The sequence below is a fragment of the Paenibacillus sp. W2I17 genome, assembly GCF_030815985.1.
Lineage (GTDB): Bacteria > Bacillota > Bacilli > Paenibacillales > Paenibacillaceae > Paenibacillus.
This window is the reverse complement of the sequence record NZ_JAUSXM010000001.1, coordinates 181,582-205,789: the sequence shown is the minus strand read 5'-3', so window position 1 is coordinate 205,789 and position 24,208 is coordinate 181,582. Positions and strand designations below refer to the sequence as shown.

General features: G+C 47.0%; 28 protein-coding genes. 1 reads left to right on the top strand and 27 read right to left on the bottom strand.

Annotated elements, in window-relative coordinates; translation table 11 throughout:
• Positions 1 to 5: 5 nt before the first annotated feature.
• From bshA to QF041_RS01025, 6 genes are all read right to left on the bottom strand, one after another.
• Complete coding sequence (gene bshA / locus QF041_RS01050; protein ID WP_076209934.1) at positions 6 to 1,166, bottom strand: N-acetyl-alpha-D-glucosaminyl L-malate synthase BshA; 1,161 nt, start codon at positions 1,164 to 1,166, stop codon at positions 6 to 8.
• Positions 1,167 to 1,265: 99 nt separating this feature from the next.
• Positions 1,266 to 1,964 (bottom strand): bacillithiol biosynthesis deacetylase BshB1, encoded by a 699-nt coding sequence (bshB1, locus tag QF041_RS01045; protein ID WP_307410835.1) that lies wholly within the window; start codon positions 1,962 to 1,964, stop codon positions 1,266 to 1,268.
• Positions 1,961 to 2,401 carry a methylglyoxal synthase gene (gene mgsA / locus QF041_RS01040; protein ID WP_017687735.1) on the bottom strand — a complete coding sequence of 147 codons (441 nt, stop codon included), beginning with the start codon at positions 2,399 to 2,401 and terminating at the stop codon, positions 1,961 to 1,963. Before mgsA ends, bshB1 begins: the two co-directional genes overlap by 4 nt.
• A gap of 11 nt (positions 2,402 to 2,412) precedes the next feature.
• Complete coding sequence (dapB, locus tag QF041_RS01035; RefSeq protein WP_076209932.1) at positions 2,413 to 3,216, bottom strand: 4-hydroxy-tetrahydrodipicolinate reductase; 804 nt, start codon at positions 3,214 to 3,216, stop codon at positions 2,413 to 2,415.
• 80 nt (positions 3,217 to 3,296) lie between these two features.
• The gene (locus QF041_RS01030) at positions 3,297 to 3,821 is read right to left on the bottom strand and encodes a tetratricopeptide repeat protein (RefSeq protein ID WP_307410829.1); all 525 of its coding nucleotides are present in this window, start codon (positions 3,819 to 3,821) and stop codon (positions 3,297 to 3,299) included.
• A gap of 50 nt (positions 3,822 to 3,871) precedes the next feature.
• Positions 3,872 to 4,201, bottom strand: coding sequence for a nucleotide pyrophosphohydrolase (locus QF041_RS01025; protein ID WP_017687732.1), 330 nt, complete (start codon positions 4,199 to 4,201; stop codon positions 3,872 to 3,874).
• Between the two features lie 172 nt (positions 4,202 to 4,373).
• Here QF041_RS01025 and QF041_RS01020 point away from each other — a divergent pair, with 172 nt between their 5' ends.
• The gene (locus tag QF041_RS01020; RefSeq protein WP_307410825.1) at positions 4,374 to 5,243 is read left to right on the top strand and encodes a YitT family protein; all 870 of its coding nucleotides are present in this window, start codon (positions 4,374 to 4,376) and stop codon (positions 5,241 to 5,243) included.
• Between the two features lie 111 nt (positions 5,244 to 5,354).
• On the opposite strand, the gene QF041_RS01015 is transcribed toward QF041_RS01020, so the two are convergent.
• From QF041_RS01015 to aroH, 21 genes are all read right to left on the bottom strand, one after another.
• Positions 5,355 to 6,224, bottom strand: a complete 870-nt coding sequence (locus QF041_RS01015) for a sporulation protein YpjB (RefSeq protein WP_307410822.1) — start codon at positions 6,222 to 6,224, stop codon at positions 5,355 to 5,357.
• 66 nt (positions 6,225 to 6,290) lie between these two features.
• Complete coding sequence (locus tag QF041_RS01010) at positions 6,291 to 6,917, bottom strand: DUF1405 domain-containing protein (RefSeq protein ID WP_091018277.1); 627 nt, start codon at positions 6,915 to 6,917, stop codon at positions 6,291 to 6,293.
• Positions 6,918 to 7,030: 113 nt separating this feature from the next.
• The gene (locus tag QF041_RS01005) at positions 7,031 to 7,915 is read right to left on the bottom strand and encodes a menaquinol-cytochrome c reductase cytochrome b/c subunit (RefSeq protein ID WP_047843551.1); all 885 of its coding nucleotides are present in this window, start codon (positions 7,913 to 7,915) and stop codon (positions 7,031 to 7,033) included.
• 21 nt (positions 7,916 to 7,936) lie between these two features.
• Positions 7,937 to 8,608, bottom strand: a complete 672-nt coding sequence (gene qcrB / locus QF041_RS01000) for a menaquinol-cytochrome c reductase cytochrome b subunit (RefSeq protein ID WP_017687726.1) — start codon at positions 8,606 to 8,608, stop codon at positions 7,937 to 7,939.
• Positions 8,609 to 8,623: 15 nt separating this feature from the next.
• A complete protein-coding gene (locus QF041_RS00995) occupies positions 8,624 to 9,166 on the bottom strand; it encodes a QcrA and Rieske domain-containing protein (RefSeq protein ID WP_017687725.1) in 543 nt (180 codons plus the stop codon).
• Between the two features lie 192 nt (positions 9,167 to 9,358).
• Complete coding sequence (locus tag QF041_RS00990) at positions 9,359 to 9,781, bottom strand: DUF2487 family protein (RefSeq protein WP_307410815.1); 423 nt, start codon at positions 9,779 to 9,781, stop codon at positions 9,359 to 9,361.
• Positions 9,782 to 9,933: 152 nt separating this feature from the next.
• Positions 9,934 to 10,113 carry an IDEAL domain-containing protein gene (locus tag QF041_RS00985; protein ID WP_017687723.1) on the bottom strand — a complete coding sequence of 60 codons (180 nt, stop codon included), beginning with the start codon at positions 10,111 to 10,113 and terminating at the stop codon, positions 9,934 to 9,936.
• Between the two features lie 23 nt (positions 10,114 to 10,136).
• Positions 10,137 to 10,643 (bottom strand): gamma carbonic anhydrase family protein, encoded by a 507-nt coding sequence (locus QF041_RS00980; protein WP_036607653.1) that lies wholly within the window; start codon positions 10,641 to 10,643, stop codon positions 10,137 to 10,139.
• Between the two features lie 44 nt (positions 10,644 to 10,687).
• The gene (locus QF041_RS00975; RefSeq protein WP_036607656.1) at positions 10,688 to 11,806 is read right to left on the bottom strand and encodes a hypothetical protein; all 1,119 of its coding nucleotides are present in this window, start codon (positions 11,804 to 11,806) and stop codon (positions 10,688 to 10,690) included.
• Between the two features lie 234 nt (positions 11,807 to 12,040).
• On the bottom strand, positions 12,041 to 12,640 hold the full coding sequence (locus QF041_RS00970; protein ID WP_307410810.1) for a histidine phosphatase family protein: 600 nt from the start codon (positions 12,638 to 12,640) through the stop codon (positions 12,041 to 12,043).
• Between the two features lie 43 nt (positions 12,641 to 12,683).
• Positions 12,684 to 13,319 carry an anti-sigma factor family protein gene (locus QF041_RS00965; RefSeq protein ID WP_307410807.1) on the bottom strand — a complete coding sequence of 212 codons (636 nt, stop codon included), beginning with the start codon at positions 13,317 to 13,319 and terminating at the stop codon, positions 12,684 to 12,686.
• Positions 13,316 to 13,909, bottom strand: a complete 594-nt coding sequence (locus QF041_RS00960) for an RNA polymerase sigma factor (protein WP_062835180.1) — start codon at positions 13,907 to 13,909, stop codon at positions 13,316 to 13,318. Before QF041_RS00960 ends, QF041_RS00965 begins: the two co-directional genes overlap by 4 nt.
• Positions 13,910 to 14,637: 728 nt before the next feature.
• Complete coding sequence (locus QF041_RS00955; RefSeq protein ID WP_307410804.1) at positions 14,638 to 15,732, bottom strand: prephenate dehydrogenase; 1,095 nt, start codon at positions 15,730 to 15,732, stop codon at positions 14,638 to 14,640.
• 26 nt (positions 15,733 to 15,758) lie between these two features.
• On the bottom strand, positions 15,759 to 16,859 hold the full coding sequence (gene hisC / locus QF041_RS00950) for a histidinol-phosphate transaminase (RefSeq protein WP_307410801.1): 1,101 nt from the start codon (positions 16,857 to 16,859) through the stop codon (positions 15,759 to 15,761).
• Positions 16,860 to 16,945: 86 nt separating this feature from the next.
• On the bottom strand, positions 16,946 to 17,752 hold the full coding sequence (gene trpA, locus QF041_RS00945) for a tryptophan synthase subunit alpha (RefSeq protein ID WP_017687715.1): 807 nt from the start codon (positions 17,750 to 17,752) through the stop codon (positions 16,946 to 16,948).
• Entirely contained in the window at positions 17,749 to 18,948 is a 1,200-nt protein-coding gene (gene trpB / locus QF041_RS00940) for a tryptophan synthase subunit beta (protein ID WP_017687714.1), read from the bottom strand. Before trpB ends, trpA begins: the two co-directional genes overlap by 4 nt.
• Positions 18,945 to 19,646, bottom strand: a complete 702-nt coding sequence (locus QF041_RS00935; RefSeq protein WP_307416864.1) for a phosphoribosylanthranilate isomerase — start codon at positions 19,644 to 19,646, stop codon at positions 18,945 to 18,947. The genes trpB and QF041_RS00935 overlap by 4 nt, the downstream gene beginning before the upstream one ends.
• A 35-nt stretch (positions 19,647 to 19,681) precedes the next feature.
• Positions 19,682 to 20,470: an indole-3-glycerol phosphate synthase TrpC gene (gene trpC / locus QF041_RS00930; protein ID WP_307410797.1), complete on the bottom strand. Its 789-nt coding sequence runs from the start codon at positions 20,468 to 20,470 to the stop codon at positions 19,682 to 19,684.
• A complete protein-coding gene (trpD, locus tag QF041_RS00925) occupies positions 20,460 to 21,500 on the bottom strand; it encodes an anthranilate phosphoribosyltransferase (protein ID WP_091034830.1) in 1,041 nt (346 codons plus the stop codon). Before trpD ends, trpC begins: the two co-directional genes overlap by 11 nt.
• A 68-nt stretch (positions 21,501 to 21,568) precedes the next feature.
• Positions 21,569 to 23,137 carry an anthranilate synthase component I gene (trpE, locus tag QF041_RS00920; protein WP_036607674.1) on the bottom strand — a complete coding sequence of 523 codons (1,569 nt, stop codon included), beginning with the start codon at positions 23,135 to 23,137 and terminating at the stop codon, positions 21,569 to 21,571.
• A 689-nt stretch (positions 23,138 to 23,826) separates the two neighbouring features.
• Positions 23,827 to 24,204, bottom strand: coding sequence for a chorismate mutase (gene aroH, locus QF041_RS00915; RefSeq protein WP_047843558.1), 378 nt, complete (start codon positions 24,202 to 24,204; stop codon positions 23,827 to 23,829).
• Positions 24,205 to 24,208: the final 4 nt, after the last annotated feature.

Genomic DNA, 24,208 nt, shown 5'->3' with positions numbered 1-24,208 from the left:
AATGATTAACCGCAAACCGGCTTCAGATTCGGAACTTCCCTTCCCAACACCCGGTAATAAATCTGTTCATATTCATGCCGAATAGCATCATTGCAAAAGTCGTGATGCGCGCGCTGAAGACATGCTTCCCTGAACTCAGCAGCCAAACGATCGTCCGTCAATAAACGGATGGTGTTCTCGGCCATGGATTGTGTATCCCCGATCGCGGATAAATAACCCGTCTTACCATGTAAGACCAGTTCCGGAATTCCTCCGGCCTGTGAACCGATCGTGGGTACGCCACAAGCCATTGCTTCGAGCGCTACAAGTCCGAAACTTTCCTTCTCCGATGGAAGCATCAACACGTCAGCCATGGAAATGACCTGAGCAATGTCATCCTGTTTACCAAGGAAATGAACTTTATCATTCAAGCCGAGATCATTAATCTTCCATTGCATCTTCGGCAAATCAGGTCCTTCACCAACAAATAACAGTTTGGCAGGAACCTGCTCCTGTACCTGACGGAAGACCTCTACCACATCCTGAGTTCTCTTCACCGGTCGGAAATTGGAGATGTGCATCAATATTTTTTCGTCGGGCGCAGCGAAGTCTCTTCGCAGACTGGCAGCATCCCGCGGATAATATATTCGTTTGTCAATAAAATTATAGGTTAGATCGATTGGGCGCTGAATATCCAGCAGTTCGACCGTTTCCCGAATCAAATCTTGTGATACGGCAGTAACCGCGTCACTTTCATTAATGGCTAGACGGATCAGATCCTTCAGAGATTCATCCTGAGCCAGAACCGTAATATCCGTTCCATGTAACGTGGTAACCACTTTAAGGCCGTCCCCTACCATTTGTTTCGCAAGAAAGGCACATACTGCGTGTGGAACGGCGTAATGAACATGCAGCAGATCCAGCTGCTGTGACTTAGCCACCTGAGCCATCTTTGTTGCCAGTGACAGGTCATACGGAGGGTAACGGAAAACATAATAATCATTTACTTCAACTTCGTGATAAAAAATATTTTTCTGGAACGTACCCAGTCTGAACGGGATACTGTTGGCAATAAAATGAACCTGATGCCCCTGTTCGGCAAGTAATTTGCCCAGTTCCGTTGCGACAACACCAGACCCGCCGAGGGACGGATAACAGGTGATGCCGATTTTTAGCTTTTTATCCATCCTGTGGACGCTCCTTTGATCTCCCGCTTCATGCAGGTTGATATAATACAACAGAATAATGAAACCCTTCGTTTCATTAAAAGTAAAACGTGAAATTGTTTATTGGGCACCCAAGCCAAATTGATGAACGACGTAAGGTGTAATTGTAGCAAAACCTTCTGCAAACGGAATGAGACTGCGTTGTCCGAGCAAGGAATCACGGGCTCTTACACGTTCAATATACCCTTGATTCAATGGCGTCGAGACCGCTCCGTCTCCCAGTTCGAATTGGGAACGATAAGAGAGCAATGATGCTTCTTTTTGCTCATAGTGTTCCGTAATATCGACAATCAAATCCGTAGGCCCGATGTCATTAATAAAGTAAAAATAAAGTTCCTTCACCTGCACGGCAGGCATGTCCGGCATGTAGTTGCGAAGCTTGGCGTTAAATACAGCCTCCTGCACAAGCTTACTGCAATTGACATGATCCGGATGACGATCTTCCCAATAAGGAGCAAATACCATCCGAGGGGCATGACGTCGTATCTCAGCCGTCACCGCCTGTACATGTTCAGGCGTAAGATATAAACCACGATCAGGAAGCCCCAGATTCGTTCGACACGAAAGACCGAGGACGCGGGAGGCTTGCTCCGCTTCCTCGGTTCTGCGCTCTACTGTTCCGTTGGAAGACATCTCAGCACGAGTCAGATCACACACGCCTACTTTCAAGCCAGCAGCGGTATGTTTGGCAATCGTTCCACCCATACCAATCTCCGCATCGTCTGCATGTGCTCCAAAGATGAGAATATCCAGACTCATTCGGAATCACCCGAATTCAATCCAGCCTCCGGCTTGTACTTATGTACCAGCTCTCTCCAGGCAAAATCGCCACGATCCAGAGCTTTAACCAGAATCTCAGCAGTTGCAATATTTGTGGCAAGTGGAATACCCTGAACATCACAAAGACGCAGCAACGCATTAATATCCGGCTCGTGAGGTTGTGCCATCAATGGATCGCGCAGGAAAATAATCAGATCCATCTCATTTTGCGCAACCAAAGCTCCAATCTGCTGATCTCCGCCCAATGGGCCTGATTCGAATCGGTGAATCTTCAGAGACGTTCCTTCCATAATACGAAGGCCTGTTGTTCCTGTAGAATATAATTGATGGTCCGTAAAAACAGGCTCATATGCCGTCACGAAGTTAACCATCTCTTCTTTTTTACGATCATGGGCGATAAATGCTATTTTCAACATGACAATCTCCTTTAGTCGATAAAGTGGTCAAATCCGTAGATCATTCCTGTATATTCCATAACCTTTTGAACACCGATCTTAACACCAGGCATATAACCTGCTCGCTCATAGGAGTCATGCCGAATCTTGAGTGACTGTCCATAGTCTCCGAAAACAACTTCCTGCTGCGCGAATACGCCAGGCAATCGTACACTGTGAATTCGGAAGCCGTTGTAATAACCGCCGCGTGATCCTTCAATCGTTTCTTCCTCATTCGGATTACCTTGACGAAGTTCTTCACGATTAGCAGCAATCAGTTCCGCTGTTTTGATCGCTGTTCCGGAAGGAGCATCCAGCTTCTGATCCCCGTGATATTCGATAATCTCCACATTTGGCATATGTTTGGCAGCCTGTGCTGCGAATCGCATCATCAAAATGGCACCGATCGAGAAGTTAGGGGCAATAAGCCCTCCAATTCCTTTGTCCTGACATTGCTTGTCCAACTGTTCAATCTGCTCCGGCGTAAAGCCGGTAACACCCATGACAGGTCTGACTCCATGACGGATCGCGATCTCGGTATGTGTAAAAGCATATTGCGGCACTGTAAAATCAACCATAACCTGAGGTTTTGTTTCAGCAAAAGCCATTTCGATATCATCAGTCACCAGCACTCCACACGCTGGCAAACCAACAAGGGTTCCTGCATCCGTGCCTGCTCCGGAGCGGTTGACAGCCGCTGCAAGCTCCAATTCTGGGTCCTGAAGTACCAATTTCACAACTTCACGGCCCATACGGCCAGCCGCTCCGATCACGGCAACTCTGATTACTTCACTCATATTGACTGCATCTCCTCACTATGTTGGATCATATCGTAGAATCCATTTCAACTCGAAAGAAATCTTTGCAAAATGAATTCTTATTGAATGGATTTCATACGTTGCTTGATTTCCTGTAACATCTGATGCAGTTGCCCATTCTGCGGGTCCAGCAAAATTGCCTCACGCAGCACCTGAATTGCATAGTCAAATTCATTCAAATCACTGTAAGCCAGCGCAAGCATAACATGAGCTTCCACTGAGAGCGGATCAAGTTTGACCGCTTCTTGCAGAAGCGTTGACGCTTCCACATAGCGCTCCTGTGTTGCAATACCCGCCTGCTCCAACAGCAACTTCGCTCTGGAGGTCAATTGTTTCGCTTCCAACGTCTGCAGATGCAAAATATACTCTTCTGTTCCTGGCGACAATTCGACTGCCTTGCGCGCATATTCAAGCGCTGGAACCAGATGTTTGCTGCGGGCGTGTGTAATGGAACAGCGATAATATAACTCCGCATGTTTTGGATGAGCGTGAATGGCTGACTCGAACCAACGAATCGCCTGCTCAAAATCATTTTGCAATATACAGCGGTAAGCCTGCTGCATATATTCTTCCGGTTTCATCATTAAGCTGACCCTCCCCGATCGGGTGATGGTACAGCATATGTAATCTACGCCTAATCGGTGTTTTTGGGTGTCCACCGATTGGCATCGCGGGTGTTAAATTTATGCATGACTTTATCGTGCGCCTCAGCCAGATCAATTCCCAGTGAGTTCGCAAAACAAATCGTGATAAATAAAATATCTCCAAGCTCAAGTTCAATGGAATTGGCTGCTTCGGAAGATTTCTTCGGCTTCTCGCCGAATTCATGATTCACTTCCCTGGCGAGCTCCCCAACCTCTTCAGACATCCGGGCCAACATGGCCAGAGGACTGAAATACCCCTCCTTGAACTGGGAGATATACTGATCAACCTCACGCTGCATTTCTGCGATGCTTTTCTCCATGAGAACGGATTCTCCTTTTGAAATGATGTCGTATTTGTTCCTAATAATATCAGTTATTTAGATTCACTTCCACCATCATCAGCGACAAATCATTTTTAAAGATTCAATAAACAGGTATACTAGATGGGAATGATTGATTCTTCATTCTAATTTATCTACAGCGAGGGATCTTATGAGCACTGCCAAAACCTGGGTTCAAGTTAAACTGGTTCTTCCCATCGTGCTGGGGACAGCCTTATATGCCTTTGGGCTCCTCTATTTCATTATCCCCAACCAGCTTATGGAAGGTGGCCTCACCGGGGTTACGGTGCTGATCAATTACGCTTTTGGCATCTCACCTTCACTTACAACCTTGATTCTGAATGTTCCCCTCTTTCTGATTGGGCTCAAAATTTTGGGCGGCAGACAGATGATCTATACGGGTATCGGAATTGGGGCACTGACCGTTTTTCTATGGTTGTTTGAGAAGTTGATTCACTTGGGCTGGATTGAACCATTACATACCGAGAATGACCTCCTGTTAGCAGCACTATATGCAGGTGTTACCCTTGGAGCCGGTCTTGGCATCGTATTTCGTTGGGGTGGAACGACGGGCGGTTCAGACATCATTGCTCGTATTCTCAATCGTAAGTATGGATGGAGTATGGGACGAGTATTATTGGGCATCGACTTCGTCATTATCGGGCTCTCTCTCATCTACATCCCCAAAGAAAAAATTCTGTATACGCTCGTAGCTGTATTCATTGCCTCCAAAGTCATCGACTTTATTCAGGAAGGTGCATATTCTGCCCGGGCATTTATGATCATTAGTGACCATGCACCCGAGATTGCGGACCAGATCACACGGGATATGGATCGTGGCGTCACCCTCATTCCAGCCATTGGCGCGTACTCTAAACAGGCCAAACACATGGCCTACTGCGTGATCTCCAGGCAAGAGTTCAGACGACTGCAGACGATTGTACGTTCCATTGACCCCAAAGCTTTTGTCATCATCAGCGATGTTCACGATGTACATGGCGAAGGTTTCAAAGAAAGTTGATGCACTATACAGAAACTACAAGAAAACCTCTTTTCGCATGAAGAGCCGTTATAGTGGCTGTTTACGTGAAAAGAGGTCTTTTTTATATACCACGATCAGGTTCATATCAATTTAACGCCGAAAAGGAAAAATCCCCTGCTGCTGCGCACGATATTTACGATATCCGGCGTAACTTAACGTCGCCACAATGACCGAACTAATGAGCAGCCCGGCTGCCCTGCGATCGGGACCCTGTACAAAAGGTACAAAGGCACTCTCGTCCTTCTCGCGACCAAACAACTGGTTCACCAGTTCCTCCCCATGGCCCACCATGCTCTTTAATTGAGCCAGATCAGGTTGCTTGGCAGCGGTAAGCCCTTTGGTATGAGATAACCAGGCGTCCATCTGAGCAATCTCATACGGTTCACGGCGAATCAGTGCGGCAGGACGAATCGTCTCATAATGCTCCTCCAGAACGGTGTAGCGGTTTGCCAGTACGGCCGCAGTTTGCCCTTGATTTGTAGCAGCGGATAAAGCGTCCAGATCGTTTTTCACGATTTTATAATACTGAAGCCATAAAGGTTTGGTTGGATTCGCGAGACTATCTGCTGCAAGTCTGAGCTTGGCAGAGGACTGCTGAAGAGAAGCATCGTCATTTTTCACCTTCACAACGGCTTGTTTCACTTCAACTATGGTTTCGGACAAGGCGTGAATGCCCTCGACTGTTGTTTGTCCCTCAAAGGAGATATGCTCCAGACTTTTACTGATACGCAGAATGCTTCCTCGCACTTCTTCAATATTATTCTCGAGCGCCTGCCGATACAATATGGCTGCTTCCTCATTCAGTTGTACAATTGAATTGCTTGTGGACACTTGCTGATCTGAATTCGAATTTAATGCTTCACTTTGCGCGGATACACGATATGCTAAGTTCGTCCACAGCATTAGAGCCACGAACGATACCACCAGTAAGCCAGTTTTGATCCCAAACGTTCTCTTCATGGACATCCCTCCCACCACCAATGTATGGCGGGGGACAGTTCATTAGAACAAGCTCAAGATCGGATCTCAGGTTCGTTTCGCTTGTCTTAAGGCCAGCCACGCGCACAGAATGCTTACCAGTGTCAGTCCGAATGTGAAATTACGCACACCATCTACATGATCATAGAGGGATGCGGGTAACCAAGGGTAAATATCATATGTATAATCCATCGTATCGTTCAACAGCGTCCAGAGACCTGCAACGACAAGGGAAGCCCAGCGGAAGCCGAAAAAGCGTACATAAATTAGAGCTTCAATGGCCATCGCACTATGCGAAGCAATCAACATCCAGTCTTGCCAGTGCTGTGTACCACCTTGCATCCAGCCAGCGAAAATAATGGACACGGCCCACACGCCATATTTCACAGATGTGACCACGGCAAGCGCCTGAATCACATGTCCGATCCGTTTGATAATGATGGACCGTGGTGGGTACAAGACCCATAACAACGCTAAAGTAAAAAACAAACTCGCTGTTGGACTATCCGGCACAAATACGATCTGCCACACCGGCTGCTCAGCCAGCGTCAATTTCATTTGCTCTCCATACCAGATGTATCCGTATACCGTTCCTACCGCATTACACCAAAATAATAGCCACAGGAAATAACGATTGGTCAGAAATTCCCTACTCCAGAAATACGATAAAGCCACATTCCCTGCCCCTTCCTTCATCATATATTGTGCACGATACAGTGCTGTCCAAAAAAAACACTTCAAAAAAACCTGACCGCATAAACGATCAGGTTTCATTGGTTATTTCGATTTTACTGTTCTGCTTTCTGTTTCGCAAGCCATTCGGTCAGATGAGTGATCTCTTCATCCGTGACACCTTGAGCGATGGCGTTATTGTACTGAGGAGGCATCTGGTTATAACCATCTTTAATGATGGTCAGAATCTCTTCCTGGCTGTGCTTGTCACCCACACCCCGAAGTGAAGGTCCACTTGCGCCCTTCATATCAGCCGCATGGCAGCCAATACAACCGGCCTTCTTATACGTTTCCATTGCAGGATCATCCTGTTCCACGATCGCAACTTCTTCTTGCTGTCCAGGTGCATTGGAAACGGGTGGGAGCCCCTGTTCACGCCTCTCCAGCGCTTCTTCTTCACGTTGAATATGTTCAGGCTTCTGTCCACTTGCTTCCAACTCATGCTCGTAGTGCGTCCACGCTACATTTGTCAGGTAGAATACAGAAATGACCGACAAAATCATCAGTGATGAAGCAATTGGGCGTTTATAGAAACGCCGCTCCTTCCCTGTATCCAGGAATGGTGCCAGCAGCAAAGCTCCAAAAGCGACTCCGCTGACCCCCAGTACCCCGAGCAGAACGTAATCGCCCGATGCGTATGGATACTTCAAGTACTGATACAGAAAAAGGAAGTACCAGTCCGGCATAGGAATTACGGATGCGCTCGGATTGGCCGGATAGCCTAAAGGTGCAGGTTCTGAGATCGTGAGAACCAGAATCCCCACCAATACAACGACACCAACCATCCATTCTTTCAGCAGGAAGTTGGGAATAAAGGCTTCTGATTTGCCGGGATACGCCGTGTAATCAGGCGGGGTAATGAATCCCGCCCCTTTACGGACCCGTGAATCACCGACAAAGATAACCTTTTCCTCATCATCCTTCTTATGTCCGTGAGCCATTGCGATTCCTCCCTTCTCAGTTTATAGTGGTCCCGAAATGCCCTGTCTGCGGATCATGATAAAGTGTCCGACCAGAAGCACCAGAAGCACAGCGGGGAGGAAGAATACGTGCAGGGCAAAGAATCGGGTTAGTGTCTGTGCACCGACAATCGTACCGCCTTGCAGGAATTCTTTAATAATCGGTCCCAGCCAAGGAACCGTATTGGCAATCTCCAGTGTTACTTTTGTTGCAAAATAGGCTTTGTTATCCCATGGCAACAAGTACCCTGTCAGCCCCAGGCCCAACATGACGAAAAAGATCAGCATGCCGACAACCCAGTTCATTTCACGCGGTGCCTTGTAAGAGCCTGTAAAGAACACACGCATCGTATGTAAGAACATCATTACGATAACCAGACTGGCTCCCCAGTGGTGCATGCCGCGAACAATTTGGCCGAAGGCTACTTTGGTCTGCAGGTACTCCACACTTGCGTAAGCATTGATAATATCAGGTACATAATACATGGTCAGGAACATGCCTGACAGAATCTGAATAACAGTAATAAAGAACGTCAATCCACCAAAGCAGTACACGAATGCGGAAAAGTGATGAGCCGGATTTACATGCTCTGGAACTTCATGATCCGCAACGTCCCGCCAGATTGGCGTGATGTCAAGACGCTCGTCAATCCAGTCATAGACATTTTTAAACATCTGCGTTCACGCCTCCTAATTCACTCGGGTGTTCGGAACAATGTCGCCCAGATATACCCAACCCTGCTCTTCCTTGACTACGTACTCATCCAGCGGTTTGGGGGCTACGGCAAGATTCTTCCCTTCCTTGTCATAGTGCGCGCCATGGCAGGGGCAATGATACTCGTCAGGGTATTGCTTGTCACTATTCCAGCCTACTGTACATCCCAGATGTTTACAGATAGGTGAGAGTGCATAAATTTTACCCTGCTCGTCTTTGCGAATCCACGCCACTAACGATGCATTACTCAGATACCAACCATCCTGTTGTTTAAGTTCAAAGGTGAATTCTTGAGGCTCATTCGTAATTTTGCTGATTTCAGCTACTTTGACAGAGGTGCCTTCTCCCTTATGTTGCAAAATCGGGTCCACCGCAAAACGGACCATAGGAAGGATTGCACCGGCGGCCATGTAGGCTGTAGCTCCACCAAGCGTGTACGTCAAAAACTGCCTGCGTGACATCTCCATGCGGCTTGGCAATTTCAATGAAGCTTCGTGGTGGTCATGCTCACTGCTCATACTGTCTCCAACCCCCTTTTTCAGCCAACTCTCTCAAACGTTTTCATTTTCATAAATTCCACGACTTACTAGAACATACATAATCATATAGTAGCCCTAGAACACCGTCAAGAATTTGTCACACATTTTTAAGGTTCAATTGTAAGCGTTATTAAAAAAATGTTGTAAAATTGTCACATTTGTCGCCAAAAACTATTTTTTCCACAACTCTCGTATCTTTTCCCCTATAAATCTCGCAATCCCATCTTCTCCGATCTCATGAGTTAACACGGACCGACTCAAAATCAGATCAGCAGCTGGAATTTCCACGCCATCCAAATGACCATCTGATGACATAATAACCACATATTTGAATCCTGAGGATTTAAGCTGTGCGGACAAGGAATTTAATGTCATTGACAATTCTGAATTAGCATAATGAAAGGCTGGATATGTCATGATTCTCCCTTTGAAAGGAATTTCGACCAGATCCAGAAAATCTCTCAGCCGCTCCAATGCCTCGGTAGCTTCAACTGGCGACTGCTCACCGCTAAGAGCTGTGTATGGAATAAGGCATGTATCCAGATAGAGTTGCAGTTCAGCCCAGCTGTCTTGAGTCATCTCACTGAATTTCAATTCCCTATATCCCCTCTCTATCCATTTTATTCCCATATTATATATGACCATATCTTATAAATCCAGACATTCATTTCAGAATTACACATATCAAAAAAGGAAATACGCCTCTGCGCATTCCCTTTTATCTCAGAAAGGATATATTTTGCCTATCAGTTTATGGTTCTCAGTTCATCCGTCAGACTCCGGAAAGCTACTTCGTCTCCGGTAGCTAACGCTTTATCGATTTCCAAATAGAGCTTCTCGCTGCGCTGTTTGCGAAGCGCTTCGTCCCACACCATCTCAGCTGCCAGCCCCAACATGACTTCATACGTAACTTTCATTTTATCCAATAGGATGCACCTCCAAAACGGATTTAAGAGCTCCTATATTCTTTTCCTTTGGTAACATAACCCAGTGAAGTTCTGGACATCCGCTCCAGATCGGCATCAGTCAGCTCACGTATCACTTTGGCAGGTGTCCCCAAAGCAAGAGTATAGGGCGGAATTTTACTATTCTCAGTAACAACAGAACCGGCTCCAATCAGCGTATATTCGCCAATGTCGGCTCCATTCAGCAGAATGGCTCCCATGCCGATTAATGATCCTGTTCCAATACAACAACCATGAATGATCGCTGTGTGTCCTACTGAAACATCATCTCCCACAATCAAAGGTTGATCAGTATTGACATGCCCAACAACGTTATCTTGAATATTACAGCGCTTTCCAATGATAATAGGAGCCAAATCAGCCCGCAGGACTGCATTGAACCAGACGGAAGACTCTTCTCCCATTCTCAAATCACCGATCAGTTTTGCACCTTCAGCCATATATACGGAAGGGTGTAACTGAGGTTGTAGACCTTTGTATGGAATTATCATTATTATCACTCCTTAATTTGGGAGTGATTTTAGCAACTTGTCCTTCACTTGTCAAACATAATAGGCGTAATGTCTCCTGAGATGGAGCGACAGGATGCAGCAAGACGTGTGCCCCAGGCTGTCATTTGTATAGTCCGGCCTTCCTCATGTTCCCCAATACGGACCATGCCAAGATGCAACATCATTTTAACAATTCTGTTATCATAGATGGCCTCGGCCGTATCATAATAGAACGGCTGAATGAATGGACCGATCTGACGAAACAGCGACTCAGCGGTTGACCATTCTTGGGCACATTCGCCTGTCCAGTACACAATAGAGGACAGATTGGGAATAGCACCTTTATACAATCTTAACCAAAACCTAAATAGCTGTATCATTTCGGCTGTTTTCTCTGCCCCCAGCTTGTCTTCTCCAGCTGGTGATAGCTTCAGCGTGCCTTGCTCCTCACGAACCAGCCGATGGTGAAATGCATAGTCGTAGAGAAGTGCGAAACGATCCGGGTAATCCTTGAAGGAACGGCCATATCCGAATCTCCATCCACCTTTGCCCACCAATTCCTCACTAATATGCAGATGCTCCATAATCTGCTGTTGAGAGCGACGGTACATCATGCCTTCAGCGTTAAGGGCAATTTCGTGTTGCTGGACAAACTGCAGGAACAACTTGAGATCATCCGCTAAGAGATGATATTCATCCCGATACATGGGTGGTTCCGTTGTTTTGGTAATGCCTGCTCGCAGATGTGTGGATAACACATCCCTGAATCTTAATTTCAGATCCTGGGGTACTTGATACAAATACCTGGTCTGCTGCGTTGTCCCATTGAACAACCATCCACTCTTATTAAAGCGAACGATGAGATCACGTGGACTCGCGCCAGCCTCACTCTCCTTTTTGTCCATCGATTGACGGGCTATGGCAATGAGTTCTTCCATACCATAATACTGGCGAGGATCAAACAACAAGTTGTTCAAAAAGCGCTGATCTGCTTGATTCAGTTGACGTACCTGCTGCTCAAAAAAGGGTCTGCTGCCCAATGTAGTGAGAATACTCTGGATGAGTTCATGTTTGGAATTGGGCTTGCATTCACATTGGTAATAGTCTGCTATTCGATTAAGCTGGCCAATATCGGCAAAAGTAAGCATATCCGCTAGATTCATGGGTCCATCGCCTCGCCCGTTAACTACTTCGACTGCTGATTCGGAGCCTGAAATAGTTTGGTTTTGTAAACATCGTTGACGGAATTCCCATAATCTAAACCTCTTTTTGGAAATCTTTTATGTTTTAAACCATACTATGCCCCGAGTTGGTCAATCAGAAGAAAAATGAGAGGTTTGAAATCATATAAAGTCTTTATTTCCCCATAAAACGCAAAAAAAACAACCCAAGTTAGCTTACTCAGGTTGTTTCGCTGTGTCCAAAGACAGATGTCGTGTGCAATTATACAACAGCGGACTCCAGTCATCACGTTCCTTTTCCAGGATCGTCAGTGACAGGTTTCCAATCCGTTCTGTATACCGATCTTTATACAAGGCTGTTAACAGGTTGGCCAAGAAAGCTCCGTGAGTGACAATGAGGACGTTTTGGTCCGGATAGGCAGACCATAGATCTTCCAGAAACGCCAGTGCACGAATCTGGATATCCGCTATCTGCTCCTGTCCCAAGTCCAATGTCTCCCAGGATTTGCCCCAACGGGCAACCCGTTCTTCTGAAGTTAGACCTTCAATCTGACCAAAAGCCCTTTCTTTCAACCGTGCGTCCGGCTCAAGCAATGGTACATTCAACAGTTTAGAGATAATCTCCCCTGTTTCCTGTGCCCTCGATAATCCACTTGTGATGATATAGTCCCATTGGTATTCTTCCGTCAGCAGACGTCTTCCCAGGCGCTCTGCCTGTTCACGACCTTCTCCATTCAGAGGAATATCCGTCTGACCCTGTATACGGCCCGCCGCATTCCAGTCTGTAAGACCGTGACGAATAAGCCCGATTCGCACTTACATCCCTCATTTCTCCACACGGCGAACGAAAGGTAATTACCTATGCACTCGCACCTTGTTTGCGTTTATTCGTTGTTCGATGCATACGTCCAAGAGAAAATAACGCCATTCCTATTGCAAGTAAAGAGAGGGCCATCCAATACTGCGGATAAGCAGGTCCCATGCTCACAACAAAAGGTTCTATGATACTCCCTCTGTCCGCTCCAGTCATGTTGTACTGATACATTCCAGAGGACGATGGTCCGCTTCCGGCAACCCCTGTCTCCAGAATACCCGTAGCAACAACCTTGGTTTGCTCAGCTTCTGATACGTCTGGCTTAAACATTGCCATATACAGAAAGCTGCATAAAAAAATAGCCAGGAACGCGGCGATCCACAAAGACATATGCTTGCGGATCACAGCAGAGAAACGATTAACCTTTACCTCTTCTGGCAGAAGCCATGGAGACTCCGCGTAGATCCGGTCCATAACGTTACGGTTCACTCTCTCTGCCTGTTGTTCTGTCACTGGAACCGGGATGCTGTGCAGCAAGATCTGAGCTTCTTCCCAGACCTCAAACTGCTCGGAGCACTCTTCACAACCAGCGAGATGAGCATGAAATGCAATCCGCTGAGGATGAGTTTCCGGCAAGTCCCAGACCAGTGCAAACAGTTCCTGGGCTTCGTTGCAATTCATCGGTTCTTCATCCCTTCATATGGCTCGTACACCGGTTCGAAGAAATAAGGTTCCAATTGAGTTTTTACGCTTGATCTTGCTCTGAATAATAGCGATTTCACAGAACTGACGCTCTGCCCAAGAATATTCGCAATCTCTTGGTAGTCTAGTTGATCATACTCTCGGAGTATAATCGCAGAACGCTGCTTCTCCGGCAAATTGTTAATCGCATCCCTAACCAGCATTACCCGCTCGCTGCGTAGTACAGCATACTCCGGGGCATTCTCCGAAGGAGCAACGGGAACAATCCCGCTCTCTTCAAGTGGGACATTTCCGCTGCGCTGTTTGCGAAGCTCACTCAGTACCGTATTTCTCGCAATGGTATATAACCAGGTTGAGAATGAGGCATCCACCTCACGGAAAGAGTGCAGACTGCGGAACGCCTTATAGAAAGTCTCAGAACAGAGATCTTCCGCAAGCAGCTCCATATTGGAACTTTTCAACATATGATATACGAAAGCCAGTATTTTACGCTGATAACGACTCATCAGCTCGGAATATAACTCCAGGTTACCTTCCTTGATCTCTCGAATCAACTGGGAATCCGTCATTTGAGTGCGACCCCTCCTCGCCCATCCATGTGCTTCTCCCCGTTCGACTCTATCCATGTATTACCGAACAGGCACAAAAAAGTTGCGGTTCTCACCGCATATAAACAGCGTTCAGCGCCATAACTGGCCTTCCCGCCAAATTCCCCTATGTAATGGCAATTTCCCCAACGTTTCTACATTAACAGTATTTATTGTACAACGGTCTGCATCATCCTGGCAAATCCATTGGTATCCACAGAACCCGACCTGTCATTCATATGCGGTCATTTTCACGTTCATGACTTCATTTTGAGCCTTTTTGGTAACCCTTGCTTATATAGACGGACGACATACTGAAAAGGTTACAAAAATGTGATATATATTTGATCTAAGGTATCCTAACAGATTAAGGAGGGAGATGTAAATAGAGGATGTAAGTTCAAATGTAACTATTAACATATAAATACCTTCCCCATAACTTTTTAAGACAAAAAAAAGACCGCTTACATAAGCGGCCATTGCTCACGTGGAGCAATACAGTTATTGGATAGGAGTGGAGAGAAACCATACTGTACCCTTATTATATGTATACGTTTTCATTTTGTCAACACTTTCAGTAAAATTGTTTGAATTAATTATATCTTTCGGTAATTCAGGATAATACATCCTTTTTTTCGTGACTGAAAATCAAATAACAACTACTCCAATATAACCTCACAAAAAAGAGGGCTTTCGCCCTCTTTCTCGTTTTATATCCACACTTGATAGCCTAAGGAATCCAATAACGTCTTGGCTCGTTCCATATCTTCTTCCTGACGGAAAGACAGACGCATAATGCCCGGCACATCCACCCGGTTTTCGATAATCTCCAAGTTGCTCAAGTTGATATCATTCGCCCCAAGCTCAGTTGCGATCTTACCGATCATACCCGGTGCATCCTGAACATCAGTATACAGATCAAATAACGGCGAAATCATGCCTTTGCGTCGTTCGGGCAATACACTGCGGAACTCACGGGCCTGACGGAATGCCTCCTCTATGCCTTCACCGTTCTTATGCTCCAGCATATCCGTAAAGGCCGTCATCTGGCTATTCCAGTCCTTAAGCAAGCCCAGCAGCACATCACGGTTGCTAAGCAAGATATCTCTCCACACAATCGCATCACTGGACGCAATCCGGGTAATATCCCGGAACCCCCCTGCAGCCAGCATTTTATACAGTGGATTCGACTCATTATATTCACGCACCTGATTCACCAGCGCAACAGCAATAACATGTGGCAGATGACTAATCGCCCCCACGATGTCATCGTGCAGCAGAGGCTCCACACGCACGATCTGTGCCCGCGTATACGCAAGCAGCTCAGACAGCCTGCTGTAGGCTTCCTCAGGTACATGTTCTGAAGGGGTTAAGACATAGTATGCATTCTCAAACAACACAGCTGAGGCCGCATCTACGCCTGCACGCTCCGACCCCGCCATAGGATGACCACCAATGAAGTAAGCGTCAGTCAACCGCACATGCTCGGCACAAGCGGCAATGGAAGCTTTAGTGCTTCCTACGTCCGTGATAATACATCCTTTTTTCAATGGCAGCTTGGAGAGCTTTTCGAAATAGGATTCTAACAAACCTACAGGAACGCACAAAAAAATAAAGTCGGCATCCTCTACCGCTTCTTCCAGAGAGAGCGTAGCATCATCCACTACACCGCTCGCTATGTACTTGTCCTTCAGTTCATCCAAGTGGGCGTAGCCCATCACGGTTACATCTGGCTTGCCTTTGAAGCAAAGCGCCAGTGAACCGCCGATGAGTCCTACACCAATCATTGCAATTTTTAGTTTCATGGGTCCTCACTCTTTCATCGCCAGTATTAAGGGCGTGCTACCGCCTTCTCAGCCAGCGTGTTCTCCAGTGCCGTGACAAATGCACGGTTCTGTTCTGATGTTCCGACGGACACACGAATGTAAGTTGGGTATACGTGGAATCCTGAGCGAACGATAATGCCTTGTTTGAGCAAGGATTGGAACGCAATTGCCGAAGGCATATTCAGGTCAACCATAATGAAATTACCCTGTGAAGGGAAATACGACAATCCGAGCCGTGTAAATTCATTTTGTAGGTAATCCCGATCCGTTGCATTCCGCTTCGAGCACTCTTGAACAAAATCCTGATCCAGTAGTGCAGCGGTTGCCGCAACCTGTCCAAAACGAGAAGTGTTAAACGGTTCACGTACACGGTTAATCAAATCAATAATTTCGGGACGTGCAATACCATATCCGATCCGAAGCGAAGCCAAACCGTAAATTTTGGAGAATGTCCGCAGGATGACCAAGTTCGGATACCGTTCGATCAATGGTACGCTTTGCGGATATGCTTCATCGGTTACGAATTCATAATAAGCTTCGTCCAGTATGACCATCACATGAGCATGCACACGGTCCATAAAGGCTGTAAGTTCCTGCTCGGAGATAATTGTACCTGTCGGATTATTTGGATTACACACCCATACTGCTTTGGTTTTGTCGTTAATTTGCGCGAGCATCGCGCTCAGATCATGCGTGCCATCTTTCAGAGGCACTTCGATGGTCACGGCACCCTCAATATCTGCATTGCTTTTATATACGGAGAATGTCTGATCTGCCATGATGGTCTCGTCACCCGGCAAGAAGAAAGCTCGCGTGATCAAAGCAATAATCTCATCGGAACCACAACCAAATATTAAGTTATTCCGTTCAACGCCAAGATGCTTGGCAAGAACTCCCGTCAGCTCAACCGAGCTACCATCTGGGTATATGCTTATATTCGTCATTTCTCTCGTAATGGCTTCCAGGGCGGCAGGAGAACTGCCGTACGGGTTTTCGTTGGAGGCCAGCTTGATGACTTGTTCAAGCCCCAGTTCACGTTTCACTTCTTCAATCGGTTTGCCCGGCTGGTACACAGGCAGATTGACAATCTGGGATTTCGGTTTCAACCCGACCGCCTCCTGTTATTGAAATAATGTTAGACACGAATCAGCGTGCACCTCACGTGTCCAAAAGATGTCCTTTCAGGACATCCCTATCCCTTTAATTGTGCCACAAAGTTGCGAATTTGCAACAGTCCCGCTGCACGCGTATCCGGATTTTCAAGCAGAGGAATCGCATCTTCCACCTGACGAACAATGGCACTACCTACAACAACGCCATCGCAGATGCGGGAGAAATGTGCCACCTGCTCATGACTGGAGATACCAAAACCTACCGCTACAGGGAGGTCTGTCAGACTTTTCACCGTCTCAATGAAGCTCTCTACGCCATCAAAGAAAGAAGCTCTCTCTCCGGTTACCCCAAGGGATGAAACACAATAGATAAAGCCACTCGCCCCCGTTACAATCCGCTCAATCCGAGCATTAGATGTAGGTGCAACAAGCGGCACCAGATGCACACCAGCACGATTTGCGCGTTCTCGCATCTCTTCCGCTTCCTCGATCGGCAGGTCCGGAATGATCATGCCACTAATATCGTGTTTGACCAATTCATCAAAGAATACATCCAGCCCTGTCTGCAATACCGGATTATAATAGGTGAACAGTACAAACGGCAGTTTCACACCTGCCTTACGAGCTTTTGCTGCGGTTTCCATCACAGTACGAATGGTAATCTGGCTTTTTAATGCACGTTCGGAAGCACGCTGAATGACTGGGCCATCTGCAAGCGGATCGGAATAGGGAACACCCAGTTCCAAAATATCCGCTCCGGCCTGTTCAAGCTCCTTGATGATATCGATCGTTGTATCCACATCCGGGTCTCCCACGGTTAAGAATGGAATAAGTGCCGTGCGATTCTGTTGCTTCAATTGCTGGAAGGTCTGGTCCATCAGATTCATCCCAAGTCACCTCCCGTGTATTTCATGATGGATTCTACGTCCTTGTCTCCACGTCCCGACAGACAAATGACTACAATATCATCTGCTGTGAGTTCAGGCGCCAGTTTGACAACTTGAGCTACCGCATGTGCAGACTCCAGAGCAGGAATGATTCCTTCCGTCCGACATAGGAGTTGCAGGGCATCCAGTGCTTCCTGATCCGTGATCGGTACATATTTTGCCCGTTCAATATCCTTGAGATAGGAATGCTCCGGACCAACACCCGGATAATCAAGTCCGGCCGAGATGGAATGCGCTGGCTGAACCTGTCCATACTCATCCTGCAACAGGTAACTCATAGATCCCTGGAATACACCATGCGTACCTTTGGTCATCGTTGCAGCGTGATACTCGGTTTCGACCCCTTTGCCTGCGGCTTCAACACCAACAAGCTTCACATCCTGATCACCGATAAATGGATAGAACATACCGATCGCATTACTTCCTCCACCAACAGCTGCTACAATTACATCCGGCAAACGTCCTTCGATCTCCTGAATCTGACGACGGGTCTCATCACCAATCACACGTTGGAAATTCCGCACCATCATCGGATATGGATGAGGGCCAACCACTGATCCGAGCACATAGAACGTATCCTCCACATTGCTGACCCAGTAGCGAAGTGCTTCATTACCAGCATCCTTCAGTGTCCGTGTTCCAGACGTCACCGGAATCACTTCTGCTCCGAGCAGCTTCATCCGAAATACGTTTAACTGCTGACGCTCTGTATCTTCTTCGCCCATAAATACTTTGCATTCCAGTCCAAGCAATGCGGCTACGGTTGCGGTCGCTACGCCATGTTGACCTGCACCCGTTTCGGCAATAACTTTCTTTTTGCCCATCCGTTTGGCAAGCAAACCTTGTCCAATGGCGTTATTAATTTTGTGCGCGCCTGTATGATTGAGATCTTCACGTTTCAGATAAATTTTCGGTCCGCCCAATCGGCGTGACAATTGCTCTGCATGATACAATGGCGTTTCACGTCCAGAATACTCGCTTAGCAGATAGTTCAGTTCCTTGTTAAATTCCTCATCTTCAGAGAAGTGGCTGTATGCCTCCTCCAACTCAATAAGTGCGTTCATTAGTGTCTCAGGTACAAAGCGGCCTCCGAAGTGACCGAAACGCCCGTGTTGATCCGGCAATTGATGTGTCATGCCTGCTTCACCCTTTCTACGAATGCTGTAATTTTGGCAATATCCTTCACACCTTCAGTCTCCACACCGCTGGATACATCGACGCCGAAAGGTGCATATGTCTGTATTAGTTGTTGTACATTGTCCGGCTGCAAACCTCCTGCAACGAACAGAGCAATTTCGCGACTTTTTGCCCATTCAGCATAGGCAGGGATTCGCTCCCAGGCAAACGTTTTCCCGGAGCCTCCTCCATATAGAGGATCATGGGTATCAAGCAATATCGCATCCACGAATTTATCATAATTATCAAGAGCCCTTATGGCTGTATCATCAGCTTCCGGTCCCGTTTCATCTTTGGGAAAAGAAAGAACTTTAAACACCTCGGCACCCCACCGCTGCTTCACCTGCTGGCAAAATTCCGCAGTCTCCTGTCCATGCAGTTGGATAACATCCAGTTGAGCTACGTCCATGATGTGTTCCAACTCTTCGAGCGTAGGATTCACAAACACACCCGCAAGCTTCGGCCGATCATAGGTAGACCATTCGAACAACACCGTTCTTAATGCAGCAGCCTGCTCGGGTTCGATTCGGCGGCGTGATTTGGCAAAAACAACACCAATGTAATCCACAGGCAAGTTTATCATCGATTTTAGCACTTCAACGTCCTGAAGTCCACATATTTTTACGGCCGCTGGCAGCGGGTTTCTCAGTTGTGACATACTGTCGCCTGTGCCATCGTGTATGGAAGTATTCATCATTTGGGTCCCATCAGATCATATACAGCCGCCTCGACATCATCCTTGCGCATGAGATGCTCACCTACGAGAATACCATGAACACCGGCCTGGATCAGAGATACTGTTGATTCTAGTCCGTCAATACCACTTTCGCTAATCAAGGTAACGCCACTTGGAATCAATTCCATCAAATCCAGTGTCGTGTTCAGACTGGTTTCGAATGTTTTCAAATTCCGATTGTTGATGCCCACTAGTGTTGCCTGCGGAATCTCCAATACCTGCTCCAATTCTGTTCGATCATGGACTTCAATCAAAGCGTCCAGCCCCAAACTTTTGGCAAATTCCAGATATTGACGAATCTGTTCAGGTGTCAGAATACTGGCAATCAGCAATATCGCATCCGCACCCAGTAATCTTGCCTCAGCAATCTGTCGTTCATCTATAATAAAATCCTTCCGTAATAGCGGAATGTTCACCGTTTGATGAATCGCCTGCAAGTACTCGTTGCTGCCTTGAAAATACGACACATCCGTTAATACGGAGATGCAGTCAGCACCCGCTCGCTCATAAGCAGCAGCAATCTCTACCGGATGAAAATCCGGACGAATTAACCCTTTGGAAGGCGAAGCCTTCTTCACTTCGGCAATAAGGCCGAGTTTGCGATTGCGTCCGCTCGATAGTGCTTTTTCAAACCCCCGGGTTGCGGGTAGTTGTTCGATTTTTTGGATAGCTTCATCCATGCGAAATGTCTGTGCCAGTACTTCAACTTCTTTATGTTTGGTTGCAACGATTCGATCAAGATACATGACTGTACGCCTCCGTTGTATGAATTAACTGTTCAAGCTTCCCGGCAGCTTTGCCCGAATCTACCGCTTCTGCGGCAAGTGTCACCCCTTCAGCAATGCTATCTGCAAGACCGGATACATAGATGCACGCTCCGGCGTTCAACAGAACGACATCACGGTAGGCACTCTGCTCACCCTGGAAGATCCTCTTAATAATTTCGGCATTCTGTGCCGCATCTCCTCCAAGTACCGCTTCGAGCGGATGCAGAGACAAACCCATATCACGTGGATCAATATCATAGGTGTGCACTTCACCATTGCGAAGTTCAGATACCTGAGTCGGTGCCGAGATACTGATTTCATCCAGACCATCATGGCTGGCCACAACCAACGCTCTTTTGAGACCAAGACGATTCAGTACTTCAGCAATCATCGGCGTCCGGGAACGATCATACAGGCCAAGCAATTGGCGATCCGCTCCCGCAGGATTCGTTAAAGGTCCGAGCATGTTGAAAATGGTACGAACACCCAGCTCTTTTCTTGGTCCTGCCGCATGTCGCATGGAAGGGTGATATACCTGGGCAAAACAGAAGCAGATTCCGATATCATCCAGACATTGTCTAGCCTGCTCACCGTTCAGATGGATATTTACACCGAGTGCCTCTAATACATCTGCACTACCCGCTTTGCCTGAAGCTGAACGGTTGCCATGTTTGGCGACCCGAACCGAGACGGCCGAAGCAATAATGGCGGATGCTGTGGAAATGTTGAATTTGTGAATACCCGATCCACCTGTTCCACAAGTGTCCAGCAAGCCGCTGCCATCCGTTAGAATTCGTCCGCCCTGACCACGCATGGCTTCAGCAAAACCGGTGATCTCATCCACCGTTTCACCCTTCATCCGCAGCGCCATTAGCAAACCTCCGATTTGAGCCGGCGTTGCCTCACCTCTCATAATCGAGTACATCAAATCTCTTGCTTCGGCTTGCTCCAGATGGCTGCCCTCCAAAATTTTCGCCAGGCCATTCTTCATGCCTTCCTCACGAGTAATCTCAGCAATGGGGGTTACAGGGTTCTCATTCATTATTGGGTTTATGTTCATCTCCGGTCTCTCCTCTCTCAGTTCTTAGCGGCCGCTGGTGTGACAAAGTAGTCCGCATTCGCCAGTCTCAATGTGCTGTCCTTTTCTTTGGCAGGAAACATTGCTTCTGCTGTTCGAATCGCCTTGAGCAATGCTTTAGCTTTGTTAACCGTTTCCTCATATTCATTCTCAGGCACAGAATCCCATACGATTCCCGCTCCGGCCTGTACATATGCTTTTCCTTTTTTGAAAATAATCGTACGAATCGTAATACAGGAGTCCATGTTACCTGAGAAACCCAGGTATCCGATTGCTCCTGCATAAGCACCCCGTGCCTCTTTCTCCAGTTCCGCGATAATCTCCATTGCACGTAGTTTCGGTGCACCGGATACGGTACCCGCTGGCAAGCAAGAGAGAAACGCATCGAAGAAATCCTTATCTTCTCTTAGCTCGCCCGTAACATTGGATACCATGTGCATAACGTGAGAATACCGTTCAATCTCCATGAACATGTCACACTTCACACTGCCGAAGCTGGATACCCGGCCCAGATCGTTACGCCCCAGATCAACCAGCATCAGATGCTCCGCGCGTTCCTTCTCATCCTGGAGCAGATCAGCAGCGAGTGCACGATCTTCCGCTTCTGTTGCCCCCCTTGGACGTGTACCTGCAATCGGTCGTGTCTCCACACGATTCCCGTCCACCTTGACTAGCGCTTCAGGTGAAGTACCCACGATAATCTCATCATCCATTTTGAGGTAGTACATATAAGGTGATGGATTCAGGGTCCGAAGCACACGATACACGTGAAGCGGAGAAACTTCCGTATCAATGTGGAAACGCTGGGATAATACCACTTGAAAAATATCACCTGCGCGAATGTAATCTTTGGCTTGCTCCACATTACCGATAAACTGCTCTTTCGTGAGGTTGGAGCGGATGTCCCCCAGTTCAACGTCTCCCGGAATGGAACGCGGATTCAGGTTCTCCCCTGGTCCTTGCTGCTGCAAACGTTCTGCGGCCTGCTCCAGCTTCTCCGAAGTCACTGCATACGCTTGACGTATCTCGTCATCCGTTGCACCGTCCTTGACGTGTACATTTCCGACGAGCAGCATCTGCTGCTTCACATGGTCAAACACGATAATCTGGTCACAGAACATAAAGCGAATGTCATCCATATTCAGGTCATCCAGCGCGTGAGCTGGAAGTTTCTCATAATAGGACAGCAGATCATATCCGAAGAAACCAATTGCCCCACCTGTGAATGGTGGCAGTTCATCATCTTTTGGACTGCGGTACTTACGCAGCAGTGCTTTCAGTTCTTCGATCGGTTTGCCTGGCAATTCACGAGTCTTCCCTGCTTCTTCTACAACAATCCGGCCTTTCTTGGCCGAAATCATCAGGAACGGATCTGTACCGATGAACGAGTATCTCGCCCATTGGATACCCCCCTCTACACTTTCCAACAGGAATGCCCGGTCGTTGTCAGCATAACGGCGGAATATTCGAATCGGAGTCTCCATATCTGCCAGAATCCGTTTGACTACCGGAATCAGATTATACTCATTCGACATTTTCAGTACTTGATTAACGTTTGGCGTTATCATTAGATCACGTCCTTTCAGATTTAGGTAAGTTCAACTAAAGAGGTTTACACTGAGCACTCCAATGACAGAACAACCTTCCGATCGCTGTTATCCCCAGATTTTTTGATTCCCTTTCAAAAGGGAAAATCCGGGGATAAAGGCGAACGCTTCGCTTCTTCACGTTATTTCTGTCCTCTCCGTTTTTGTGTAAAAAGTTTAGTTGACCTATATGGGTAGAAGAAAAGGTTATATGTACAAAAAAACCTCTACCATCAGGTAGAGGTTTGGTTATAAGCTGTATTTAACAGGGTGATGCTTCATAAATAACAAGTCCCTATACTTCGCTGTCGGATTATTCACAGGTCGCTGAATTGATGCATCTCACATCATCCAAATCGGGAAAATAAATTAGTTATAACACTTCAACTACTCATTCCAATATTTCGTAAAATATAGGAGAGTGCATTGATTGTGTTTGTACTAAAATATATCTAAACAAGATGTCCTATGACACGTTTGTTTTCCCTGTTCCTGTTACCTATTCCGTAGCACGACGTACCGTGAATCAGTTGACCGGTTTCTGTTGCCCCGGTTACCACCCACTGGACTCTGCTATATACTCCACTAGCTCAGCTGCTCTCAGCTCAATCTCAACTCTACTCAACTGGTTCTCACTATACATCATTATGATCGGTTTGACAACCCACTATTTAAGAGCCGGAAGGTGCTGCCAAATCGGGACGTAATGCCTGTGCACCGTTCAGATACACATGGTTGATTTCATTCTGAGCTTTGTTTGTATTGACATGCACCATGAAACGAATGCACTGCGCCAAGGCACCTTTAACAGGAACCTCCAGTGCACACATTAGTGGTACGAGTTCCCAACCATCCAGTTGACGAATAGCTTTTGCCGGGAAAGCAGCATCCAGATCCCCAGTTAACGTAATCCACACACTGCAGATATCTTCCGGTTGAATCTCATTGCGATCCACGATCTCCTGCAACAATACAGCCGTTTCCTTCAAAATCTGTTCTTCGTTGTTCTGCGTGACTGTTGTAGCCCCGCGAATTCCCCGTGTGACCATTGCT